The sequence below is a fragment of the Kingella kingae genome (assembly GCF_900475905.1).
Taxonomy (GTDB): domain Bacteria; phylum Pseudomonadota; class Gammaproteobacteria; order Burkholderiales; family Neisseriaceae; genus Kingella; species Kingella kingae.
This window is the reverse complement of the sequence record NZ_LS483426.1, coordinates 499227-521436: the sequence shown is the minus strand read 5'-3', so window position 1 is coordinate 521436 and position 22210 is coordinate 499227. Positions and strand designations below refer to the sequence as shown.

The 22210-nt window shown below is 44.1% G+C and carries 23 protein-coding genes and 5 tRNA genes; 2 read left to right on the top strand and 26 right to left on the bottom strand.

Annotation, left to right across the window (positions count from 1 at the left end; translation table 11 throughout):
• Positions 1-3 precede the first annotated feature (3 nt).
• The 17 genes from DQN52_RS02835 to DQN52_RS02755 form a co-directional block, all read right to left on the bottom strand.
• The gene (locus DQN52_RS02835; RefSeq protein ID WP_003787931.1) at positions 4-339 is read right to left on the bottom strand and encodes a hypothetical protein; all 336 of its coding nucleotides are present in this window, start codon (positions 337-339) and stop codon (positions 4-6) included.
• A gap of 77 nt (positions 340-416) precedes the next feature.
• Positions 417-4610: a DNA-directed RNA polymerase subunit beta gene (gene rpoB, locus DQN52_RS02830; protein WP_003787933.1), complete on the bottom strand. Its 4194-nt coding sequence runs from the start codon at positions 4608-4610 to the stop codon at positions 417-419.
• Positions 4611-4829: 219 nt separating this feature from the next.
• A complete protein-coding gene (gene rplL, locus DQN52_RS02825; protein WP_003787935.1) occupies positions 4830-5201 on the bottom strand; it encodes a 50S ribosomal protein L7/L12 in 372 nt (123 codons plus the stop codon).
• A gap of 63 nt (positions 5202-5264) precedes the next feature.
• On the bottom strand, positions 5265-5762 hold the full coding sequence (gene rplJ / locus DQN52_RS02820) for a 50S ribosomal protein L10 (protein WP_003787936.1): 498 nt from the start codon (positions 5760-5762) through the stop codon (positions 5265-5267).
• Positions 5763-5981: 219 nt separating this feature from the next.
• The gene (rplA, locus tag DQN52_RS02815; protein WP_003787938.1) at positions 5982-6677 is read right to left on the bottom strand and encodes a 50S ribosomal protein L1; all 696 of its coding nucleotides are present in this window, start codon (positions 6675-6677) and stop codon (positions 5982-5984) included.
• Positions 6677-7111: a 50S ribosomal protein L11 gene (rplK, locus tag DQN52_RS02810; RefSeq protein WP_003787941.1), complete on the bottom strand. Its 435-nt coding sequence runs from the start codon at positions 7109-7111 to the stop codon at positions 6677-6679. Before rplK ends, rplA begins: the two co-directional genes overlap by 1 nt.
• A gap of 125 nt (positions 7112-7236) precedes the next feature.
• On the bottom strand, positions 7237-7788 hold the full coding sequence (gene nusG, locus DQN52_RS02805; protein WP_003787944.1) for a transcription termination/antitermination protein NusG: 552 nt from the start codon (positions 7786-7788) through the stop codon (positions 7237-7239).
• Between the two features lie 18 nt (positions 7789-7806).
• Positions 7807-8025 carry a preprotein translocase subunit SecE gene (secE, locus tag DQN52_RS02800; RefSeq protein WP_003787947.1) on the bottom strand — a complete coding sequence of 73 codons (219 nt, stop codon included), beginning with the start codon at positions 8023-8025 and terminating at the stop codon, positions 7807-7809.
• A gap of 84 nt (positions 8026-8109) precedes the next feature.
• Positions 8110-8185: transfer RNA gene (locus DQN52_RS02795), tRNA-Trp, on the bottom strand.
• 14 nt (positions 8186-8199) lie between these two features.
• The gene (tuf, locus tag DQN52_RS02790; protein ID WP_038302692.1) at positions 8200-9384 is read right to left on the bottom strand and encodes an elongation factor Tu; all 1185 of its coding nucleotides are present in this window, start codon (positions 9382-9384) and stop codon (positions 8200-8202) included.
• A gap of 53 nt (positions 9385-9437) precedes the next feature.
• Positions 9438-9512: transfer RNA gene (locus tag DQN52_RS02785), tRNA-Thr, on the bottom strand.
• A 49-nt stretch (positions 9513-9561) separates the two neighbouring features.
• Positions 9562-9635, bottom strand: a tRNA-Gly gene (locus DQN52_RS02780).
• A 27-nt stretch (positions 9636-9662) separates the two neighbouring features.
• Positions 9663-9746: transfer RNA gene (locus tag DQN52_RS02775), tRNA-Tyr, on the bottom strand.
• Between the two features lie 85 nt (positions 9747-9831).
• Positions 9832-10083 carry a YfhL family 4Fe-4S dicluster ferredoxin gene (locus tag DQN52_RS02770; RefSeq protein ID WP_003787949.1) on the bottom strand — a complete coding sequence of 84 codons (252 nt, stop codon included), beginning with the start codon at positions 10081-10083 and terminating at the stop codon, positions 9832-9834.
• A gap of 100 nt (positions 10084-10183) precedes the next feature.
• Entirely contained in the window at positions 10184-10753 is a 570-nt protein-coding gene (gene rsmD / locus DQN52_RS02765) for a 16S rRNA (guanine(966)-N(2))-methyltransferase RsmD (RefSeq protein ID WP_003787950.1), read from the bottom strand.
• Between the two features lie 115 nt (positions 10754-10868).
• Positions 10869-11846 carry a lipopolysaccharide heptosyltransferase I gene (gene waaC / locus DQN52_RS02760; RefSeq protein WP_003787953.1) on the bottom strand — a complete coding sequence of 326 codons (978 nt, stop codon included), beginning with the start codon at positions 11844-11846 and terminating at the stop codon, positions 10869-10871.
• Positions 11847-11860: 14 nt separating this feature from the next.
• On the bottom strand, positions 11861-12127 hold the full coding sequence (locus tag DQN52_RS02755) for a GIY-YIG nuclease family protein (protein WP_003787955.1): 267 nt from the start codon (positions 12125-12127) through the stop codon (positions 11861-11863).
• 89 nt (positions 12128-12216) lie between these two features.
• On the opposite strand from DQN52_RS02755, the gene DQN52_RS02750 reads away from it, so the two are divergent.
• Both DQN52_RS02750 and DQN52_RS02745 read left to right on the top strand, forming a co-directional pair.
• A tRNA-Met gene (locus DQN52_RS02750) sits at positions 12217-12293 on the top strand.
• A 106-nt stretch (positions 12294-12399) separates the two neighbouring features.
• Positions 12400-13269 carry a GNAT family N-acetyltransferase gene (locus DQN52_RS02745; protein WP_032133055.1) on the top strand — a complete coding sequence of 290 codons (870 nt, stop codon included), beginning with the start codon at positions 12400-12402 and terminating at the stop codon, positions 13267-13269.
• A gap of 71 nt (positions 13270-13340) precedes the next feature.
• Here DQN52_RS02745 and DQN52_RS02740 read toward each other — a convergent pair whose 3' ends face one another.
• From DQN52_RS02740 to DQN52_RS02700, 9 genes are all read right to left on the bottom strand, one after another.
• Positions 13341-13640 carry a DUF2818 family protein gene (locus tag DQN52_RS02740; RefSeq protein ID WP_003787958.1) on the bottom strand — a complete coding sequence of 100 codons (300 nt, stop codon included), beginning with the start codon at positions 13638-13640 and terminating at the stop codon, positions 13341-13343.
• A 63-nt stretch (positions 13641-13703) separates the two neighbouring features.
• A complete protein-coding gene (gene nuoN, locus DQN52_RS02735; RefSeq protein ID WP_003787960.1) occupies positions 13704-15161 on the bottom strand; it encodes an NADH-quinone oxidoreductase subunit NuoN in 1458 nt (485 codons plus the stop codon).
• 8 nt (positions 15162-15169) lie between these two features.
• Complete coding sequence (locus DQN52_RS02730) at positions 15170-16687, bottom strand: NADH-quinone oxidoreductase subunit M (protein ID WP_003787963.1); 1518 nt, start codon at positions 16685-16687, stop codon at positions 15170-15172.
• A gap of 70 nt (positions 16688-16757) precedes the next feature.
• Positions 16758-18434 carry a DUF262 domain-containing protein gene (locus DQN52_RS02725; protein ID WP_003787965.1) on the bottom strand — a complete coding sequence of 559 codons (1677 nt, stop codon included), beginning with the start codon at positions 18432-18434 and terminating at the stop codon, positions 16758-16760.
• 71 nt (positions 18435-18505) lie between these two features.
• Positions 18506-20521 (bottom strand): NADH-quinone oxidoreductase subunit L, encoded by a 2016-nt coding sequence (nuoL, locus tag DQN52_RS02720; protein WP_003787966.1) that lies wholly within the window; start codon positions 20519-20521, stop codon positions 18506-18508.
• Between the two features lie 57 nt (positions 20522-20578).
• Positions 20579-20956, bottom strand: coding sequence for a type II toxin-antitoxin system death-on-curing family toxin (locus DQN52_RS02715; RefSeq protein ID WP_003787968.1), 378 nt, complete (start codon positions 20954-20956; stop codon positions 20579-20581).
• Positions 20953-21246, bottom strand: a complete 294-nt coding sequence (locus DQN52_RS02710; RefSeq protein WP_003787971.1) for a hypothetical protein — start codon at positions 21244-21246, stop codon at positions 20953-20955. Before DQN52_RS02710 ends, DQN52_RS02715 begins: the two co-directional genes overlap by 4 nt.
• Before the next feature lie 3 nt (positions 21247-21249).
• A complete protein-coding gene (gene nuoK / locus DQN52_RS02705; protein WP_003787972.1) occupies positions 21250-21555 on the bottom strand; it encodes an NADH-quinone oxidoreductase subunit NuoK in 306 nt (101 codons plus the stop codon).
• Positions 21552-22199, bottom strand: coding sequence for an NADH-quinone oxidoreductase subunit J (locus DQN52_RS02700; protein ID WP_003787974.1), 648 nt, complete (start codon positions 22197-22199; stop codon positions 21552-21554). Before DQN52_RS02700 ends, nuoK begins: the two co-directional genes overlap by 4 nt.
• Positions 22200-22210 lie beyond the last annotated feature (11 nt).

The window sequence follows — 22210 nt, the reverse complement described above, 5'->3', positions numbered from 1 at the left end:
TTATCAATACGTTTTACATTGCACCGCACTGTCTTCACAGAACATAGCGTTATGATTTTTACGACATTGTTGCAAAGCTGCCAAGCGAGCTCTACCTAGATTCACATTTTCTGCACGATAGGTATCAGTAAAGGCTTGAATGCTACATACATGTACGGTTTGAGCGTGTGATGATTGACCTAATCGTTCAACCAGCAATTGATTTACTTGCTCGGTTAAGCGAGCCACTTGTCGCTCTAAAACAGCAATACGTTCGCTGTCGCTCATAGTAGGTGCAGCATAGACTGTCGTAGTGTACAACATCAACACCAATAGAAAATGTTTCATCGTTTTCATCATCAATCTCCCTAACTTAATAACTTTAGATAGCAGCCTGAAACTGCGTTTTAAACCTTTTCAGGCAGCCTGAAACAAAGTTAGTTCTGTTCCAAATCAATATCCAAGCCCAGCGAACGGATTTCTTTCACAATCACGTTAAACGACTCAGGCATACCTGCGTCAATTTTGTGTTCGCCTTTGACGATGTTTTCATACATTTTGGTACGACCTGTTACGTCATCGGATTTAACCGTCAGCATTTCTTGTAATGTGTATGCCGCGCCGTATGCTTCCAATGCCCAAACCTCCATCTCACCGAAACGCTGACCACCAAATTGTGCTTTACCACCCAACGGTTGTTGCGTTACCAAAGAGTATGGACCTGTTGAACGCGCGTGCATTTTTTCATCTACCAAGTGGTGCAGTTTCAAATAGTGCATCACGCCCACCGTTACACGGCGGTCAAACGGTTCGCCAGAGCGTCCGTCAAACAAGCGGATTTGCGTTTTGGTGTCGTTGAAATCCAGTTTTTGCATTTCAGGGTCATCGCTTGGGTAAGCCAATTCCAGCATATCAAAGATTTCTTTTTCTTTCGCGCCGTCAAATACTGGCGATGCAAAAGTCACACCACGTTTCAAATTGTGCGCCAACGTCAAAATTTCATCATCGGTCAAGCTGTCCAAATCTTCTTGTTTACCGCTATGGTTATACAGTTTATCCAAGAATTGACGGATTTCGCCGACTTTGCGTTGTTCAGCCAGCATACGGTCAATGCGTTGTCCAATGCCTTTTGCCGCCCAACCCAAGTGTACTTCCAAAATCTGACCAATGTTCATACGAGACGGTACGCCCAACGGGTTCAACACGATGTCCACCGTGCGACCGTCCGCCATGTAAGGCATATCTTCCACAGGCAGAATGCGCGATACCACACCTTTGTTACCGTGGCGACCGGCCATTTTATCGCCTGCCTGTAAACGGCGTTTGATGGCGATAAACACTTTAACCATTTTTTGAACACCTGGTGGCAACTCGTCGCCTTGTGTCATTTTGCGTTTTTTCACTTCATACAACTCTTCCGCTTCTTGGCGTTTTTGTTGCAATGAAAGTTTAATCAATTCCATTTGTTTGGCAATGTCTTCATCCGCAATGCGAACATCAAACCAATCGTGGCGGCTAGGCAATTCGCGCAAGTATTCGGCGGTAACTTCTTTGCCTTTGGCTAATTTGTTTGGTCCGCCGTTGGCAACTTGTCCCACAATCATGCGCTCAATACGGTCAAATGCGTCATTGTCAAAAATACGAATTTGGTCGTTCAAATCTTGGCGATAGCGTTTCAATTCCACTTCAATAATGGATTGAGCGCGTTTGTCGCGTTGAATGCCTTCGCGTGTGAACACCTGCACATCAATTACCGTACCGCTCATGCCTGTTGGCATACGCAATGAAGTATCTTTCACGTCAGATGCTTTTTCGCCAAAAATCGCACGCAGCAATTTTTCTTCTGGGGTCAGTTGCGTTTCGCCTTTTGGCGTTACTTTGCCGACCAACACGTCGCCCGCTTCCACTTCCGCGCCGATGTAAACAATACCGCTTTCGTCCAAACGGTTTTGCATTTTTTCAGACAGGTTTGGAATATCGCGTGTGATGTCTTCCGCGCCCAATTTGGTATCACGCGCCACCACGTTCAATTCTTCAATGTGAATGGACGTGTAACGGTCATCAGCCGCCACGCGCTCGCTAATCAAAATCGAGTCTTCGTAGTTGTAACCATTCCACGGCATGAACGCAATCGTCATGTTTTGACCCAAAGCCAATTCACCCAAATCAGTTGATGCGCCGTCCGCAATCAAATCGCCTTTTTGCAGCACATCGCCAGCGTTTACGGCTGGGCGTTGGTTGATGTTGGTAGATTGGTTTGAGCGTGTGAATTTAACCAAGTTGTAAATATCCACACCGCCTTGTTCTGCGGTTGCTTCGGCATCGTGTACGCGGATAACCACGCGGTTTGCGTCCACATATTCCACCATGCCGCCGCGACGCGCTACGATTGCTGTTGCGCTGTCCACCGCTACCGAGCGTTCAATGCCTGTACCTACCATTGGTTTTTCAGCACGCAAACATGGCACGGCTTGACGTTGCATGTTCGCACCCATCAATGCGCGGTTCGCGTCATCGTGTTCCAAGAATGGAATCAACGAAGCCGCCACAGACACCACTTGACCCGTTGCCACGTCCATGTATTGAACGCGGTCGGCGGTTGCCAAAATAGTTTCGCCTTTTTCACGGCAGGTAATCAATTCATCTTTCAGGCAGCCATTTTCGTCTAAATCCGAGTTTGCCTGTGCAATCACATAGCGGCCTTCTTCAATCGCTGACAAGTAGTTAATTTCGTTGGTTACTTTGCCATCTACCACGCGGCGGTATGGCGTTTCCAAGAAACCATATTCATTAGTACGCGCATAAACCGACAGCGAGTTAATCAAACCAATGTTTGGACCCTCTGGCGTTTCAATAGGACATACGCGACCGTAATGCGTTGGGTGTACGTCGCGGACTTCAAAGCCAGCGCGTTCACGAGTCAAACCACCAGGACCCAATGCAGAAACGCGGCGTTTGTGCGTTACTTCTGATAATGGGTTGGTTTGGTCCATAAATTGTGATAATTGGCTAGAACCGAAAAATTCTTTGATGGCTGCTGAAACAGGTTTCGCGTTAATCAAATCGGTTGGCATCAAGCCTTCGCTTTCCGCTTGGTTCAAACGCTCTTTGACTGCACGTTCCACACGCGCCAAACCGCTACGGAATTGGTTTTCTACCAACTCGCCCACAGAACGTACGCGGCGGTTACCCAAGTGGTCAATGTCATCAACTTCGCCATGTCCATTACGTAATTCAACCAAAGTGGCAATCGTTACAACGATGTCTTCCACGCTCAAAATGTGCAATTTGGCTTCTTTTTCACCTACGCCAGCAAAAGTTTGGTTCACCAAACGACCATACCAGTTGTTTTCTTGTGCAGGCAGCAATTTTTGTTCGTAAGTGCGCGTGTTGAATTTCATGCGACCCACGCGAGACAAATCGTAGCTTTCTTCTTGGAAGAACAAACGGTTGAACAACGCTTCTACTGCTTCTTCGGTAGGCGGTTCACCAGGGCGCATCATGCGGTAAATGGCAATACGCGCCGCTTGTTTGTCGCGTGTTTCATCAGTGCGTAATGTCGCAGAAATATAGCCACCTGCTTCGGTTTCATTGGTAAACAAAGTTTGGATTTGCGTAATACCATTGATATCAAACTGTGCCAATAATTCTTCTGTAATTTCTGTATTAGCTACCGCCAACACTTCGCCTGTTGCGCTGGCAACAATGTCTTTTGCCAACGTTTTGCCAACCAAAGTTTCAGGCTCAACATTCAAACGAGTCAAACCAGCCGCTTGAATATCGCGAATATTTTTCGCATTGATACGCTTACCAGCCGTTACCAACACTTTGCCATCATTGTCTACGATATCAAATTTTGCCGTTTCACCACGCAAGCGTTCCGCCACCACTTCTGCCTGAACAGTTTGACCAAACAGATAATAGGTTTCTGCATCATAGAACATATCCAAAATTTGTTCGTTATCGTAGCCCAATGCACGCAACAAAATCGTAACGGGTATCTTACGGCGACGGTCGATACGGAAATACAACAAATCTTTCGGGTCAAATTCAAAGTCCAACCACGAACCGCGATAAGGAATAATGCGCGCCGAGAACAACAATTTGCCAGACGAATGCGTTTTGCCACGGTCATGCTCGAAGAACACACCTGGCGAACGGTGCAACTGAGACACAATCACACGTTCTGTACCATTAATCACGAATGAACCACTTGGCGTCATCAATGGAATTTCACCCATATAAACGGTATTTTCGCGTACCTCTTTAATTTCTCTATCCTCAGGTTTTGCGCCTTCTTTATTGAAAATAACCAATTTAATTTTGGCACGCAAAGGAGCAGCATAAGTAATACCACGAAGCTGACATTCAGGAATATCGAATTCAGGCTCGCCCAAAATATATTGGTCAAATTGCAACTCTGCATAACCATTATTGCTCAAAATAGGAAAAATTGAACTAAAAGCAGCCTGCAAACCCTCGTCTACACGCTTATCCGCAGAACGATTTTGCTGCAAAAAATGGCTATACGATTCTAATTGAGTCGTTAGCAAATACGGAACTTCCAAAATCGTCTCACGCTTCGCAAAACTTTTGCGAATACGTTTTTTCCCTGTAAAGGTATAACTCATGAACACACTCCTAAAATAAATGCCTGCTCATCTTGTTACGCAAGCAGCCTGCACTGTTTTAAAACTTAATATTTAAAAAAATTTACAATAATTTTCTATTTACTTGCTTAAAAATAGTAAATTATTGTAAATTTACCAATTTTCAATCTGTAAAAGCGCAAACAAGGCTGGTAGTGTAAAACTACCAGCCTTATCGGTCAAATTGTCAGAAAATCAAAATTATTTGATTTCAACTTTCGCGCCAGCTTCTTCCAATTGTTTTTTCATGTCGTCAGCTTCAGCTTGAGAAACACCTTCTTTCAATGTTTTAGGTGCGCCGTCTACCAAGTCTTTAGCTTCTTTCAAGCCCAAGCCAGTGATTGCACGAACAACTTTAATCACGCCAACTTTTTGGTCACCAGCAGATGCTAAGATAACGTCAAATTCAGTTTTCGCTTCAGCAGCAGCAGCGCCGCCAGCAGCTGGACCTGCAACTGCAACTGCAACAGCAGAAACACCGAATTTTTCTTCGAACGCTTTAACCAACTCGTTCAATTCCATAACAGTCAATTGTTCAACTGCATTCAAAATGTCTTCTTTAGTAATAGCCATGCTATCAAACTCCAAAATATTGATTTAAATATAAAATTTCAAACGGATAAAATCGTGGAAAAATTAAGCGTTTTCGCTTTCTTTTTTCTCTGCCAAGGCTGCCAATGCACGCGCAAAGCCTGAAACAGGCGATTGCATAACGAACAACAATTTTGACAACAATTCTTCGCGGCTTGGGATAGATGCCAACTCAGTTACCTGAACAACATTTAACACTTCACCGTTGTAAGAACCAGCTTTGATTACGATTTTATCATCTTTTTTCGCGAATTGGTGCAGCACTTTTGCGGCAGCTACGGCATCTTCAGATGCAGCGTAAACCAATGGACCAACCATTTGGTCAGCTAAGCCAGCAAAAGAAGTTCCTTCAACTGCTCGACGAGCCAATGTGTTTTTCAAAACGCGTAAGTATACGCCTTCTTTACGAGCATTAGCGCGAAGTTCAGTCATGCTTGCAACACTGATACCGCGATATTCAGCAACCACCATAGTTTGAGCGTTCGCAATAGCTGCGTTAATCTCTTCTACGGCTGCTTTCTTGGTTTCAATATTGAGACTCAAGGTCTACCTCCCACTGTTTAAATTCAGATAGCCCAAAATAGACTACCCACCAGCGCGGCAACCTGATTAGACATTTTGTATTAAAATGATTATTTTCAGGACTACCGTCTGCGTAGGGTGATTTTTAAAACTTGCGTTCCCTACGGTCTTGGACATCTACTTAATTTTATTTAAGTAGCCCAGTTCCAAGCAGCCATTTTCAGGCTGCCTGAAAGATTCTTAGTTGTTTACACTTGAAGTATCAACACGAACACCTAAGCCCATAGTGCTAGATACTGCGATTTTTTTCAAGTATTGACCTTTAGCAGCAGCAGGTTTTGCTTTTACCAAAGCATCCAACAACGCATCAAAGTTCTCTTTCAAATCCGCTTCAGCGAAAGAAGCGCGACCGATTGTAGCGTGGATAATACCTGCTTTATCAGTGCGGTATTGAACTTGACCTGCTTTAGCATTTTTAACTGCTTCAGCCACATTAGGAGTAACAGTACCTACTTTAGGATTTGGCATTAAACCACGTGGACCCAAGATGGTACCCAATTGACCAACGATACGCATTGCATCAGGAGAAGCAATCACTACGTCAAAGTCCATGTTACCTTTTTTGATTTCTTCAGCCAAATCTTCAAAACCAACGATATCTGCACCAGCCACTTTAGCTGCTTCAGCATTCGCGCCTTGCGTGAATACAGCTACGCGAGTGGTTTTACCAGTACCTTTTGGCAATACAACAGAACCACGAATAACTTGGTCAGATTTACGTGGGTCTACACCCAAGTTGAAAGATACATCAACTGATTCGTCAAATTTTGCAATTGCTGCTTTTTTTACCAAAGCAATGGCTTCGTCAATCGCGTACAATTTGTTAGCTTCAACAGTTGCGCGGATTGCTTTTAAGCGTTTAGAGATTTTAGCCATTACACCACTCCTTCAGTATTCAAGCCCATAGAACGTGCAGAACCAGCGATTGTGCGTACAGCTGCATCCAAATCAGCAGCAGTCAAATCAGGCTGCTTAGTTTTTGCAATTTCTTCTAATTGAGCGCGTGTTACTGTACCCACCTTATTAGTCAATGGGTTAGAGCTACCACTTTTAATGCCTGCTGCTTTTTTCAACAAGATAGAGGCAGGAGGTGTTTTCAATACGAATGTGAAAGATTTATCCGCATACGCTGTAATGACTACAGGTGTTGGCAAACCAGGTTCAATACCTTGAGTTGCTGCGTTAAATGCTTTACAAAATTCCATAATATTCAAACCACGCTGACCCAAAGCTGGGCCAACTGGTGGTGATGGGTTGGCTTTACCTGCAGGAATTTGCAGTTTGATGTAGCCAATGACTTTCTTTGCCATGTTTCAAGACTCCAAAAAACGGGTATAACGCAGAACCATTCTGCTCCCCAAAAATTAAGCTATCGATTATAGCCAAGATTTTTTATTTTTACAAGCAAAATCAAAATGCAGGCTGCTTTTGCCATTTAGACGATTTTTTCAACCTGCCCAAATTCCAATTCAACAGGCGTTTCGCGACCAAAAATTTGTACATTTACGCGCAATTTATTTCGCTCATAATCCACATGCTCAACTGTACCATTGGTATCTGCAAAGGGCCCAGCTACAACACGAATTTGCTGTCCAATATCAAACTCCACACGTGGCTTAGGTTTTTTATATCCACCCTCTTCACTCTTACCACCCACTTGTTCCATCATGATATCCACTTCTTTTTGCGTGATAGGCAAAGGCCGGTGCAATGTACCACCAATAAAACCATTTACCCTTGGCGTGCTTTTTACCAAGTGCCAAGAGCTGTCGGTCATTTCCATTTCAACCAACACATAACCAGGGAAAAACTTGCGCTCCGAAATATTGCGCCGACCATTTTTTACATCTACCACTTCTTCCACAGGCACCAAAATACGTCCGAAATAATCTTCCATACCTTCGCGAGCAATGCGTTCTTTTAATGTTTTTTGCACATTTTTTTCAAAGCCCGAATAAGCCTGTACTACGTACCATCTTTTTGCCATACCACTCTCTCCCACTCGTTAATATCCGTTTAAATAACCAAATAATTTAGCAATGATTGTATCTACGCCAAAAATAAATAAAGCAAAAATAATGACAAATACAATCACAAAAATTGTAATCTGCACCGCATCATTACGCTTGGACCATACAACTTTTTTGAATTCTTTAAATGATTCCTTAATATATCGGAATAATCTAAATCCGCTTTCTTGCTCATGCTCTGTTTTTTGACTCACGATACACCTCTTTTCGTACTATTTAAATAATCCGTATATACAAGAAAAAACTAACCAAGCTTTCCACTTGGTTAGTTTTTGATATGGCAGGCCAAGTAGGTCTCGAACCTACAACCCTCGGTTTTGGAGACCGATACTCTACCAATTGAGCTATTGACCTTTAATTTTTAGCGATTAAGCAATCACGTTAGCCACAACGCCCGCACCAACGGTACGACCACCTTCACGAATCGCAAAACGCAAACCGTTTTCCATAGCGATAGGTGCAATCAACTCAACAGTGATTTTCACGTTTTCGCCTGGCATAACCATTTCCACACCCTCAGACAAAGTAACTGCACCAGTTACGTCAGTCGTACGGAAGTAGAATTGTGGGCGGTAGTTAGCGAAGAATGGCGTATGACGGCCACCTTCTTCTTTGCTCAACACATACACTTCAGCTTCAAATTTAGTGTGCGGAGTGATAGAACCTGGTTTAGCCAATACCTGACCACGTTCAACGTCTTCACGCTTCGTACCACGCAATAATACACCAACGTTATCACCAGCTTGACCTTCGTCCAACAATTTGCGGAACATTTCCACGCCAGTACAAGTGGTTTTTTGCGTGTCTTTCAAACCAACGATTTCAATCTCTTCGCCTACTTTGATGATACCGCGCTCTACACGACCAGTAACTACTGTACCACGACCAGAGATAGAGAATACATCTTCGATTGGCAACAAGAATGGTTTATCAACAGCACGTTCTGGAGTAGGAATGTAGCTATCCAAAGCAGCAGCCAATTCAAAGATTTTTTCTTTGTATGCAGCGTCGCCTTCCAATGCACGCAATGCAGAACCTTGAACGATTGGGCAATCGTCGCCTGGAAAATCGTAGCTAGACAACAAGTCACGGATTTCCATTTCAACCAATTCCAACAACTCAGCATCATCGACCATGTCGCATTTGTTCATGAATACGATGATATAAGGTACACCTACTTGGCGAGCCAACAAGATGTGTTCGCGAGTTTGTGGCATAGGACCGTCAGCTGCTGAACATACCAAGATTGCGCCGTCCATTTGTGCCGCACCAGTAATCATGTTTTTCACATAGTCCGCGTGACCTGGGCAGTCTACGTGTGCGTAGTGGCGAGTTTCAGTTTCGTATTCAACGTGAGCAGTGTTAATGGTAATACCGCGAGCTTTTTCTTCTGGAGCTGCGTCAATTTGGTCGTAGGCTTTTGCAGTACCGCCAAAGCGTTCAGCCAAAATAGTTGTCAAAGCCGCAGTCAAAGTGGTTTTACCATGGTCAACGTGACCGATTGTACCTACGTTTACGTGCGGTTTCGTGCGTTCAAATTTTTCCTTTGCCATGGCAAATTCCTATTCATTAAAAGTGAGTTATCAAAAAATAGCAATAATCAGCTTGGTGCCCATGGGCAGATTTGAACTGCCGGCCTCTCCCTTACCAAGGGAGTGCTCTACCCCTGAGCTACATGGGCTTATTTTTATAGCTACAATCCGAAAACAAATTGTAGCTATTTAAAATCTTGGAGCGGGTGAAGGGAATCGAACCCTCACCGTAAGCTTGGAAGGCTTCTGCTCTACCATTGAGCTACACCCGCTTATATCTCTGCTCCAAAAATGAATTATGGTGGTGGGAGAAGGATTCGAACCTTCGAAGCTCACGCAACAGATTTACAGTCTGCCCCCTTTGGCCGCTCGGGAATCCCACCTAAAGAGAGACCAAACTATATAATCTCTATCTCATTCGGTCAAGTGTTTTGTGCCGTTTATTTTTTAAACGATTATTTTTGTTTATTATTTTTCTGCGACAATTTTGTAATATTTGTTCATTAATTCGTCGTGCGTTTCTGGATGCTCTTCGTCAATCAAGATGCAATCTACTGGGCAAACTTGCTGACATTGTGGCTCGTCATAATGCCCAACACACTGCGTACACAAATTGGGGTTGATTTCGTAAATCTCTTCGCCTTGTGAAATCGCATCGTTGGGGCATTCTGGTTCGCACACATCGCAGTTGATGCATTCGTCTGTAATAAATAAGGTCATAATCGCCTCTCGTCATCAAAATTTTAAAAGCGCGAAATTATAGCATGTTTTGTTTTACAAGCAGCCTGCATTGGAATTTTTAACACTTTGAGAATATTTATTATTCTTGATTTAGATAACGCAAGAGCTGGTATTGGCTTTGCCCTGCTTTGCTTTGTTTTTCTATAGCCAACCAAGTCGGCAAGTCGGGTAATGTGCCTGCTTCTACATAGATGAGTGCGTCTTCGTTGAGTTTAGGCTGCAATCTTGTCCACAAAATCGCCCAATCTTGCCACGCAAATGGTGGGTCTAGCAGCACTAAATCAAACAAACAAGGGGCTTGCTGCAAAAACCGCAAACCGTCTTGCGTGTGGATATGCACTTGCTCGCTGACTTGAAATTGGGCGGCGTAGTGGCGTAGGTTTTGCACGGCGGCTTTGTGGATTTCGCACATTTCTACTTGTTTGGCGTGGCGTGATGCGCTTTCAAAGCCCAATGCGCCGCTTCCTGCAAACAAATCCAGCACGATTTGCCCTGTTAAGTCTTGCCCTAGCCAGTTGAATAGTCGTTCGCGCACGCTGTCGGGCGTGGGGCGCAATCCGTCTGCGCTGGGGAATTGGATTTTTCTGCCGCGTAACTGTCCGCCTGTTATGCGGATTTGGTTTTGGTGTTTTTCGTTGATTTTTTTCATTTTGATGATTGGGTTTGGTGTATGGTGAAATGAAATAAAAATTAGGACAAGGCGACAACGACCGCCGTGTACATCTAGTACATAAGGGAGTTGGCAACACCGTCTTATTGCGATTTTATTTCACTATAAAAAAAGCAGCCTGCACTTTGTTTAAAGCTTGCCACACTTCTTCTACGCTGGGCATTTGTCCGATGCCGCCCACGTTCATCGCCCATGACGAAGGTTGTACGCCTGTTTTGATTGGGTCGCTATCGGTGTAAATGCCAACCAACGGGCGATTCACGGCATTTGCCAGATGCAGCAAACCTGTATCCACGCCCACCACGCTAGTCGCTAGATTCAAGCAAAAAGCAGCCTGCAATAAAGTCATGCGTGGGCAAACTTGGGCAAACGGCAAGGTTTGAGCGATTTGCTCGGCGCGGTGTTTTTCGGCATCGTTGCCCCACGGTAGCAACACAGGCAAACCGTCTTGTTCGTGCTGTTTGCGCCACAGGGCTTGCCAATTTTCTATCGCCCACAATTTGCTATCGCGACTGGTTGCATGCAGAGCCACATGATACGCATCGGGCAAGTGCAGGCTGCTTTGTTCTATATTTGGCACTCGCACGCCAAAATCGGGCGCACCGTCCGCTACATAACCCAAAGCCTGCGCGAATAATTGACGATTGCGCCATACCGCGTCTTCGCCTTTTTTGACGGCATAGGTTTGCGTATAAAAATGCGCTGCCAGCGATTCTCGTGCCGATTGCGTATCCAAGCCCCAAATAGGCGCGTTTGCCCACTTGGCAAAAAACACGGATTTGAGCAAGCCTTGACTATCCAGCACCGCATCAAACGAAGCAGCCTGCATGGTTTGCTTCAACGCTGCCATTGCGCGCCAAGTGCCGCCTTGCCACAACGCTTTGCGCCAACGTCGCCACGACATCGTGTAAACGTGCTGCACAAACGGATGCAATCGCGCAATATCGGCAAAATCCGATTCGCACAGCCACGACAATTCCACATCGGGGCGGTGCTTTGCCACATCGCTAATCGCAGGCAAAGTGTGAATTAAATCGCCCATGCTGGATAGGCGTACCAATAATAATTTCATGTTTATCCTATTTATTACTCTACAAAAGCAGCCTGCACTTTTGCGCTATTCCAAATCGCCAATTTTTCGGTACGTGTTTTTTGTTTGAGCGCGTGTTCCAACTGACTGGCTTCCGAACGTGTCAAACAACACGCCACCACACGCATTTCCATCGCACGGTGCATTTTGGTATAACGCGCTGCTTTGCCCAAACTGTGCGCCCGCCAACGCCGCGCCACATGATTGGTGATGCCACAATACAGACTATTATTCGCACACCAAATCAAGTAAACACACCACATAAAACCGCTTTCTTTTTTCTATTTGGATTTATTTTACGCTATTTCGCTTGACACGCGCAAAAATCAACGGCATAATGCCCAAATTCTGACGCGGGATGGAGCAGCATGGTAGCTCGTCGGGCTCATAACCCGAAGGTCGTAGGTTCAAATCCTACTCCCGCAACCAAATATTTACCGCTTGATTGCTTAATCAAGCGGTTTTTCTTTTTGCCTTATTCTTTACATTACAGGTATAATCGCGCCATTTTGCAACCACCAACGGAATGCGCGATATGTCTTTTATTCAAGCAGACGAAATCATTATCCACGGCACAACCAGCAATGGAAAAGTTTTCCGCCCAAGCGACTGGGCAGAGCGTTTATGCGGCATTTTGTCGTCTTTCAACAAAGATCACCGCTTGCGTTACAACGAATTGGTTCACCCGATTTTAATTGACAAAGTTCGCTGCGTTGCCATTGATGCGACATTGGAAACACTGAACCCCAGCATGTTCCGTTTTTTGATGGACTTTGCTGCCGACAACGATTTACGCATTATGCGTGGCGTGGATTTTATGCCTGCCACCGAAAACGCGCCCGAAGCTGAATCAGCCAACAACGAAAAAACCGAATCGCCAGCACAAAACGCCGAAACCACCCCAGCAACTGAAATCGCCGAACCAACCGCGCCAGCCGAAGTGGAAGTGCAAGAAAATTTTGTGTTGCGCGAAATCATGCCACACGAAACAGCAACGGCTTTTGCTGCATTGAGCGTGTTGCGCCCGATGTTGACCGACATCAACCGTTTTGTGGAGCAAGTCAATAAAGTACAACGCGCACAGGGTTATCGCTTGATTGGTATTTTTGAAGAAGGTAAAACCAATGCGGTGGCGGTGTGTGGCTTCCGCGAAGAAACTAATTTGGTTAGCGGTCGCCATTTGCATATTGATGATTTTGTTACCGTGCCACAAAGTCGCAAACGCGGTTATGCGGGTCGCTTGTTGGCGGAAGTGCATAAAATCGCGCAAGAAAATGGTATCCCACAATTACACGTTGATAGCAATGTGAGCAGCGAACGCACGGTGGCGCATCGTGTTTATTTCCAGCATGGTTTTGAAATCAACGCTTATCATTTTGTTTGTAAGATTGACGAGCATAAATAAATCGGATGTATGAAAAAGCAGCCTGCACTTTTTGTTAAACAGAAAGTGCAGGCTGCTTTGTAAATAGCTACTTATTCTTTATTACGCCCGTGCCAAAAATATCGCCAAACAAAGGCGGGGAACGCGGCAACCAAATACAAGCACACAACCACGGCATAAAACTGCCAGCCTTGTGCGTGAACCGAACCTGTGCGCTGTTCCAAAACATACGCCAGAACCGCTGTCAGCAAAAAGCCTGTACCCAATTCCAGCAGGTGTAAGCCTATGCCTTTTTTGGACAAGGCGATAAAACCGAATGCGCGTTGGGTTAAAAAGGGCAAATTCGCCAAGATTAAAGTCAAAAGCAATAAAGTGTACATGGAAGCAGTCATACTTCTTTTACTCCAAATAGAGTGCAGGCTGCTTTTTTACCGAAAAAGCAGCCTGCACTTTGATTACATCAGCTGTTCTACTGTGGTTTGAATCCAAACGGTTAGTGTGCTTGGGAACATACCCCAAATCAACAATAACAAGGCATTTGCCGACAGCAACAATTTCATTGGCAAGTCATCGCTCAAAGGCTCATCGCTTGTTTTATCGTCAAAATACATCGTCTTAACCACGCGCAAGTAGTAGAACGCGCCAATCAGCGACATCATCACCGCAAACACAGCCAACACAGTCGCCATTGGGAAACTAGACACCACCAAGGCTTTCAATACCGCAAATTTCGCATAAAAGCCCATCAATGGCGGAATGCCTGCCATGCTAAACAGTACCAACAACATCACCAGCGCGTACCAAGCATTGCGTTGGTTTAAGCCAGCCAAATCGCTAATGTTTTCGCATTCATGCCCAGCCCGGCTAATCAACATCAACACGCCAAAACCAGCCAAGCTCATCACAATATACGCCACCGCATAATAAATGGCTGCCTGAATACCAATCACGCCACCCAAAAACGCCAACAAAATAAAACCCATGTGCGAAATGGTAGAAAACGCAAACATACGTTTAATATTGGTTTGCATAATCGCTGCCAAGTTCCCCACCAACAACGACAACACCGCCAAACCAGCAAACATCAACTGCCAATCGCCTTTTTGCAACACCAAACCTGTTACCAAAATACGGAATGCAAACACAGTTGCCGCAATTTTTGGCACAGAACCAATAAACGCCGCCACCGAAGTAGGCGCACCTTGATACACATCAGGCACCCACATGTGGAACGGCACAGCACCAAATTTAAACGCCACCGCTGCCACAATAAACAATACGCCTAATTTCAACAACCAGCCATTCACTTGACCGATTTGCGCTGCCTGTAAAATTTCCGCAAATTGCAGGCTGCCTGTTGCGCCGTAAACCATTGAAATACCGTACAACAAAATGCCCGATGCCAACGCACCCAATACAAAATATTTCAATGCCGCTTCCGCCGCTTCTGCCGAATCACGGCGCAACGCAATCATCGCGTACAGCGACAACGACAGCAATTCCAAACCCACATAAGCCGACAAGAAATGCGATGAACTAATCATTACACTCATGCCCGCCGCCGCAAACATCGCCAACGTGTAATATTCGCCACGGAACATACCACATGCTTGGTTGTACGGTTTGGCATAGACAAACAACATCGCCGTACCCAAATACACCGCCAATTTTGCCAACTGCGACACACCGTCCGCCACATACATGCCATTAAACGCCAACACAGGTTCAGCCGACCACACCGCCAACTGTCCAAAAGCCGCCGCAATCATCGTGATAATACTTAAATAATGCGTAATGTAACGGTCTTCGTCCTTAACCCACAAATCCGCCAGCAGCACCACAAACAAACCTGTTAGCAACACGATTTCAGGCGTGGCAGCACTCAAATTCAATTCAGTCCAATTCCAGTTCATTCAACACCTCAAATCTTGCTTTGTGCCACTTGGGCAATCAAATTATCCGCAGCTTGATGCACCACCGCGATAAACGCTTCGGGATACAAACCCATGCCCAAAACCGCCGCCGCCAAAATCGCCAAAATCGCAAATTCACGGCAATTAATGTCTTTCATTTCCGCAACGTGTGGATTCGTGACTTCGCCGAAAATCGTGCGTTTGTACATCCACAGCGTGTAAGACGCGCCGTAAATCAGCGTTAAGGCAGCCAACGCGCCAATCCACAAATTCACTTCTACCGCGCCCATAATCACCATAAATTCGCCCACGAAACCCGAAGTCGCTGGCAGACCTGCATTCGCCATACCAAACAACATCATAAACGCCGCAAATTTCGGCATCACATTCACGACACCGCCATAATCGGCAATGTTACGCGTGTGCAAACGGTCGTACATCACGCCAATACACATAAACATCGCGGCAGACACAAAACCATGCGAAATCATTTGGATAATCGCGCCTTTCAAGCCCCACGCGTTCAATTCACCCAAAGGGTTGCCTGAAAACAGTCCGCTAAACAGGAAAATGCCCAGCGTTACAAAACCCATGTGGCTGATAGACGAATACGCCACCAATTTTTTCATGTCGGTTTGCACCAACGCCACCATGCCGATGTAAATTACCGCAATCAAGCTCAACACGATGATAACTGGCGCAAAATAACGCGATGCGTCAGGCACAATCGGCAACACAAAGCGCAAGAAACCGTATGCACCAATTTTCAACGTAATCGCCGCCAACACCATAGAACCGCCAGTTGGGGCTTCAACGTGCGCGTCAGGCAGCCAAGTGTGTACAGGGAACATCGGCACTTTCACCGCAAACGATAAGAAAAACGCGATAAACACCAGTTGTTGTACGCCCATTGGGATTTGTTTCAGATTTTGCAAATCGGTAATGGCAAAACTATTGGCTTGTGCGCCCAAGTAAATCAACGCCACCAACATCAACAACGAACCCAACAATGTGTATAAAAACAATTTCATTGCTGCATACACACGGCGCGGACCACCCCACATACCGACAATCAGGTACAACGGAATCAACATCGCTTCAAAGAAGACATAGAACAAAATCGCATCTTGTGCTGCAAATGCGCCGTTAATCAAACCTGACATAATCAGAAACGCCGCCATGTATTGTGCAGGGCGTTTTTGAATCACTTCCCAGCCTGCCAATACAACCATAAGCGTAATAAAGGCATTCAGAATCACAAACAACACGGAAATGCCGTCCACGCCCAGCGCGTAATTCAGATTGAGCGCAGGAATCCATGCGTGTAATTCGGTAAATTGATAGCCAGCGTTTGCACGGTCAAAGTGGGTAAACAGGGGCAGCGTTACCAAAAATCCCGCCACCGCACCAATCAAGGCAAGAATACGCGCAAGCGGGGCGCGGCTATCTGTACCCGTTGCCAGCACCAGCACACCTGCTAAAATTGGCACCCAAATTGCCAAGCTGAGTAAGTTATTGAAAAACATTGTATTAACCTGTTTTCTCTATTTAATTAAATCTTTGTTGAAATGGTTTTCAGGCTGCCTGAAATAAAATTTACCTTTGACAAAAAAATTTATCTAATCGTTGAATAATTTGTTCTTGTCGCTGTGTAATATCGTCTTTTAACCAATCATTTGAATGTTCATCACACAATCGCTGTACTTCTAAAATAACAGATTGTTTGTAATGTTCTTTTTTCTTACCAAAATAACCATTACCTGCCTGAATATTCAATAATTTTTCAAAAATAATTTTATTGCCAAGCTGTTCTAAATGTTGTTTTGCATCATTGATATTCCAACCGTTATAGTTGGTGTCTTGCCATTTTCTTGGAAAAATATGCTCAATTTCAATTTTATTAGGCAACAAAGTTTGCTTTTCATCAAATAAATAAGCATGAATCATCAACAAACCTTTGGTAACACGCCCTGTATTTTGCTCATAATGTACTGGCATAGGATTAACCTGTGGCAATACCAATTCATTACCTTGAATAATGGTTACACAAGCCTTGTAAATATCATCTTTAATGCTTGTTACTGTTGGCGAAATCAAAAATTTTGCATATAAAAATGCGGTTAATTGTTTTAATAATTTTGCCAAATCATCTTTTAATGTTGCGCTATGCTGATTTTTAATGAAAAATACACTAATAGCATATTTCCAAAATTCATTAGGATAAGCATTCAAACATTGCAACCATTTCGCAGCGTCAAGATTGATAAAATGAGAATGCTCAATATCTTTTAATACTTGGATATTATTTAAATTATCCCAAAAATGTGCCAAATCAATTAACTGATTGACTAAATTATTATTTTTTAATTTCTCATACCGATTTTCAGTATAAAAACGGCGCAAACCAATTTCTTTATCTGTTGTCTCATTTTGAGCGCGTAAAACATGGGAATAATAACGGAATACATCATCAACAGAGATTTTTGCTCTATCCGCCACTTCAACCAATTCTTTCCATTGTTCTACAAAAAATGGCTTATCTTCCGTCATCTTATAAAGTTGCGCTTTAAAAATATCGGCATCGGATAACGGCATTCCACGGTCATTTAATGTAGAAAAAATGGTCAATGCGTTTTCTAAATTGTCGCTTTCAATCGGTAACAAAATGCAATTATTTAAAATGGTTAAACACAAATAATTCCAATCTGTCGGATTATTTTTAGCGTAATTTTGGCATTTATCCAAAAAATACAAATAGTTTTTGGCATAAGCAGAAGCGTTATCTGCTGATATTGTGCCGTCAGCCAAAATTTGATGTAAAACATCATTGTCTGTTTCAGTCGCCACTTGCGTATGCAAACGAATAGCCGATTTATCGGTAACTTTTGATGTCAAGGTATCAACGTCCCAAATACAAGGCGCAATTTTGTTCATCAATGATTTCACAACATCATCTTTGGTTTCTGCATTTTCCAAAACGTAATAAAACGCTCGCAATAACAAAAGCAACGAAGTTAAACGCTGTTGTCCATCAATGACTTCAAAATTGCCATCTTCATTTTGGCAAACCACAATCGTTCCCAAAAAATATTCAGCATTTTTATCCGCAATAGATTGACGAAAATCTACAATATCCGCCCACAAAATTTCGCATTTTTCTGTTGTCCAACGGTAAGGACGTTGATATTCAGGAATGATGAAATATTTTTCCTGCATATTTTGATTACCAAGCAAATTGATAATTTTTTTACTGCTGACATATAAATTAGCCATTATTAAACCTTTATCAAAAATATGCAGGCTGCTTTTTCATTTATTTTCAGGCTGCCTGAAAAATCACATCATCACTTAAACCACAAATTCCAGAAAAACGCCACAATCAACACCAACACGCCAAACACCATCACAGCCGCGTAAGTGTAGATGAAACCTGTTTGCGCTTTGCGGACTTGCGCGGCGATTGCGCCAACTACTTTTGCCGAGCCGTTTACGATACCGTTATCAATAATCATGGTATCGCCCACTTTCCAAAAGAAGTTACCCAATGCGCGGCTGCCTTTGGCAAACACATTGAAATAAATCACGTCTAAATAATATTTGTTGTCCAACAAAGTATAAATGGGTTTGCAGGCTGCCTGAATTTTCGCAGGCAAGTGCGGTGCTTTCACATACAAGAACCAAGCCGCCGCCACGCCAGCAATCGCCAAATACAACACAGGCGACACCAAACTATGCGTAACCATGCCAAACACGCCATGGAACTCTTGCGCCATTTCGTGCATCACAGGGTGCGCTTCGTGGTTCACATAAATCACGTCTTTAAAGAAATCACCATACAACAAAGGTTTAATCGTCAATGCGCCAATAATCACAGACGGAATCGCCAAGAAAATCAATGGGAATGTAACCACCCATGGGCTTTCGTGCGGATTGTCGTTTTTGCCCAAACCGTGATGATGTGCGTCATCGTGGTGTTCATCGTGATGATGTTCAATTTCGCGCCAACGCTCTCTGCCGTGAAATACGATAAAGTATTGACGGAACGCATAAAACGCCGTAACAAACACGCTCGCCAACACCGCGAAATACGCGAAACCACTACCTGTCAAATTACTCGCGTGTACCGCTTCAATAATGCTGTCTTTTGAATAGAAACCAGAGAAAAACGGCGTACCAATCAACGATAAATTACCCAACAACATCGTAATCCAAGTAATTGGCATATATTTACGCAAATTACCCATGTGGCGCATATCTTGGTCGTGGTGCATACCGATAATCACGCTACCTGCCGCCAAGAACAGCAAGGCTTTAAAGAATGCGTGTGTCATCACATGGAACATGGCGATTGAATACGCCGACACGCCCAAAGCCACCGTCATGTAACCCAGTTGCGACAAGGTTGAATACGCAATCACGCGCTTAATATCGTTTTGGATTGTGCCAAGGAAGCCCATAAACAGCGCAGTAATCGCGCCAATAATCATGATAAAGCTCAACGCAATCGTACTCATTTCGTACATGGGCGACATACGCGAAACCATAAATAAACCAGCCGTAACCATGGTTGCCGCGTGGATTAACGCAGAAATCGGGGTCGGACCTTCCATAGAATCAGGCAGCCAAACGTGCAACGGAAATTGCGCCGATTTACCCATCGCACCGACAAACAGCAGCAAACAAGTTACCGTAATCAAATCCGTGCCGAGAAACTGAATGCCCGCCACGTTTGGCAAATAGGCGAACACGTCTGCATAACGCAGGCTGCCACCGAAATACGCCAGCACCAAACCGATGCCGAGCAAAAAGCCAAAGTCGCCGACACGGTTCACCAAAAATGCTTTCAAGTTGGCGAAAATCGCGCTGTCGCGTTTGAAATAGAAACCAATCAGCAGGTACGACACCAAGCCCACCGCTTCCCAACCGAAAAACAGTTGAATGAAGTTATTGGACATAATCAGCATTAACATACTGAATGTGAACAGAGAAATATAGCTGAAAAAGCGTTGATAACCCACTTCTTCATCGTGCATATAACCGATGGTGTAGATGTGTACCATCAGCGACACAGACGTTACCACGACCATCATCATGGCGGTTAAGCTGTCCACGAGAAAGCCGACCGAAAAGTCCACGCCGCCCATCGTGAGCCATGTGTACACGTTTTCGTCAAACTTAGCGCGGCTACCCGTGGCAAAGCCGTACAGCACATACGCCGACAACAGCGCGGAAATCGCCACACCTGTAATCGTTGCCGAGTGTGCGCCGCGTCTGCCAATTTGGTTGCCAAACAAGCCCGCCAACAAACAACCAACTAGGGGAGCTAAAGCAATGGTTAAATATAAAGTCATATCGTTCATTTAAGTGAACCTTTTAATTTAAAAAACGTTTTTCAGGCTGCCTGAAATTGCCAATTATCACCGTGATAGCATCAACTTTATTAAAATTTTTAATTTTTCTTTACTAATTTTATTCTCTGCAATTTCAACAGCAATATCTTCCATACTAATTGCAAATTTTTCCACTCTCTCAAATGGATAACCATTTATCAGTAAAAATTGAACACCAGCCATAATAGACGTTCGTTTATTGCCATCATTAAAAGCATGCATTTTGTTAATAGAAAAAATTAGATGGCTCAGTTTTGCAAAAAAATCTGGATAATATTCATCATTTTGCATATGCGATAAAATACTATCTAAAATTGCAACATCACGCATACCTACCAAACCACCTGAAACACTAATCACTCTATTATGTAATTTGATTAAATCTGCTTGTGTTAAATAATTCATCTATCACGTAACCTAATCAGCATAGAACGTATATCATCTTGTTGTAATAATTTATCCATTTGCTCATTAATATAAATCCGCAAATCATCTAACTTATCTACAGAAATAGATGGATATTCAATCGGCATACCTAATAATTGCACCAACTCTTGTAAAATAGGTACATCTAAATGCTTAATTTCGTCTAATGAAGTACGATTAAACCAATCATTCAAGGCTGCTGCTTCCGCACCACTCCAATTATCTGAATGAATTTTGTGCAAAACGTCTTTTGTTGCCCATGGTTTCATAACTCAACCTTTCAACGAATTCAAATCTGCCACATTAATTGTTTGTCGGTTACGGAATACCAGCACCATAATCGCCAAGCCAATCGCGCTCTCCGCAGCTGCAACAGTTAAGACAAAAAACACAAAAATCTGTCCAGCTGTGTCGCCCAAATATTGCGAAAACGCGATAAAGTTAAAATTCACCGCCAGCAACATCAATTCGATAGACATCAGCAACACCAACACATTTTTGCGGTTCATGTAAATGCCCATCGCGCTAATGCCAAATAACAAAGCCGCCAGCACCAAATAATGTGTAATCGTAATCATGCTTTACTCTCTTCCGTGTTTTCAGGCTGCGTTTGTGGTACTTGTACCGCGCTTTCCATTTTCACCATACGCATACGCCCTTCGGCTGCGTTTACTTTCACTTGGTCGGCAGGGTCAATGCGTTTCGGATTGGTAGATTTGCGATGAACCAGCGCGATCGCCGCCACCATACCCAACACGAGCAACACCGCCGCCAATTCAAATTGCCACACATAAGTCGTGTAAAGCTGTTTGCCCAAATCACGCACATTACTGTAATCGGCAGGAATATCTTTCATCAAACCAAATTGATTCAATGCGGTATCAGGCGCAACCAACACCGCAATCAACACCGCCGCCATCAGCACGCCCACCGTCAAAGCCGCAGGTGCGTGTCGCCAAAAGCCCTTACGCATTTCTTCCGCGTCAATATTCAACATCATCACGACAAACAGGAACAGCACCATTACCGCGCCAACGTACACCACCACAAGGGTAATGCCCAAAAATTCCGCTTGCATCAACAACCACATCATCGCGCTCACGCAAAACGTCAGCACCAAATGCAAAGTCGCATGAACAGGGTTTTTAGCCGTAACCGTTTGCAACGCGCCGTACAAAATAATCGCGGCAAACATATAAAATAGTACCAATGAAAAAGTCATTATTTGCCCCT

What these genes read in the sequence shown, in the direction of transcription:
- DQN52_RS02835 (WP_003787931.1), bottom strand. Translation starts at nt 339, where the DNA reads ATGATGAAAACGATGAAACATTTTCTATTGGTGTTGATGTTGTACACT.
- rpoB (WP_003787933.1), bottom strand. Translation starts at nt 4,610, where the DNA reads ATGAGTTATACCTTTACAGGGAAAAAACGTATTCGCAAAAGTTTTGCG.
- rplL (WP_003787935.1), bottom strand. Translation starts at nt 5,201, where the DNA reads ATGGCTATTACTAAAGAAGACATTTTGAATGCAGTTGAACAATTGACT.
- rplA (WP_003787938.1), bottom strand. Translation starts at nt 6,677, where the DNA reads ATGGCTAAAATCTCTAAACGCTTAAAAGCAATCCGCGCAACTGTTGAA.
- rplK (WP_003787941.1), bottom strand. Translation starts at nt 7,111, where the DNA reads ATGGCAAAGAAAGTCATTGGCTACATCAAACTGCAAATTCCTGCAGGT.
- nusG (WP_003787944.1), bottom strand. Translation starts at nt 7,788, where the DNA reads ATGGCAAAAAGATGGTACGTAGTACAGGCTTATTCGGGCTTTGAAAAA.
- tuf (WP_038302692.1), bottom strand. Translation starts at nt 9,384, where the DNA reads ATGGCAAAGGAAAAATTTGAACGCACGAAACCGCACGTAAACGTAGGT.
- DQN52_RS02770 (WP_003787949.1), bottom strand. Translation starts at nt 10,083, where the DNA reads ATGACCTTATTTATTACAGACGAATGCATCAACTGCGATGTGTGCGAA.
- rsmD (WP_003787950.1), bottom strand. Translation starts at nt 10,753, where the DNA reads ATGAAAAAAATCAACGAAAAACACCAAAACCAAATCCGCATAACAGGC.
- waaC (WP_003787953.1), bottom strand. Translation starts at nt 11,846, where the DNA reads ATGAAATTATTATTGGTACGCCTATCCAGCATGGGCGATTTAATTCAC.
- DQN52_RS02755 (WP_003787955.1), bottom strand. Translation starts at nt 12,127, where the DNA reads ATGTGGTGTGTTTACTTGATTTGGTGTGCGAATAATAGTCTGTATTGT.
- DQN52_RS02745 (WP_032133055.1), top strand. Translation starts at nt 12,400, where the DNA reads ATGTCTTTTATTCAAGCAGACGAAATCATTATCCACGGCACAACCAGC.
- DQN52_RS02740 (WP_003787958.1), bottom strand. Translation starts at nt 13,640, where the DNA reads ATGACTGCTTCCATGTACACTTTATTGCTTTTGACTTTAATCTTGGCG.
- nuoN (WP_003787960.1), bottom strand. Translation starts at nt 15,161, where the DNA reads ATGAACTGGAATTGGACTGAATTGAATTTGAGTGCTGCCACGCCTGAA.
- DQN52_RS02730 (WP_003787963.1), bottom strand. Translation starts at nt 16,687, where the DNA reads ATGTTTTTCAATAACTTACTCAGCTTGGCAATTTGGGTGCCAATTTTA.
- DQN52_RS02725 (WP_003787965.1), bottom strand. Translation starts at nt 18,434, where the DNA reads ATGGCTAATTTATATGTCAGCAGTAAAAAAATTATCAATTTGCTTGGT.
- nuoL (WP_003787966.1), bottom strand. Translation starts at nt 20,521, where the DNA reads ATGAACGATATGACTTTATATTTAACCATTGCTTTAGCTCCCCTAGTT.
- DQN52_RS02715 (WP_003787968.1), bottom strand. Translation starts at nt 20,956, where the DNA reads ATGAATTATTTAACACAAGCAGATTTAATCAAATTACATAATAGAGTG.
- DQN52_RS02710 (WP_003787971.1), bottom strand. Translation starts at nt 21,246, where the DNA reads ATGAAACCATGGGCAACAAAAGACGTTTTGCACAAAATTCATTCAGAT.
- nuoK (WP_003787972.1), bottom strand. Translation starts at nt 21,555, where the DNA reads ATGATTACGATTACACATTATTTGGTGCTGGCGGCTTTGTTATTTGGC.
- DQN52_RS02700 (WP_003787974.1), bottom strand. Translation starts at nt 22,199, where the DNA reads ATGACTTTTTCATTGGTACTATTTTATATGTTTGCCGCGATTATTTTG.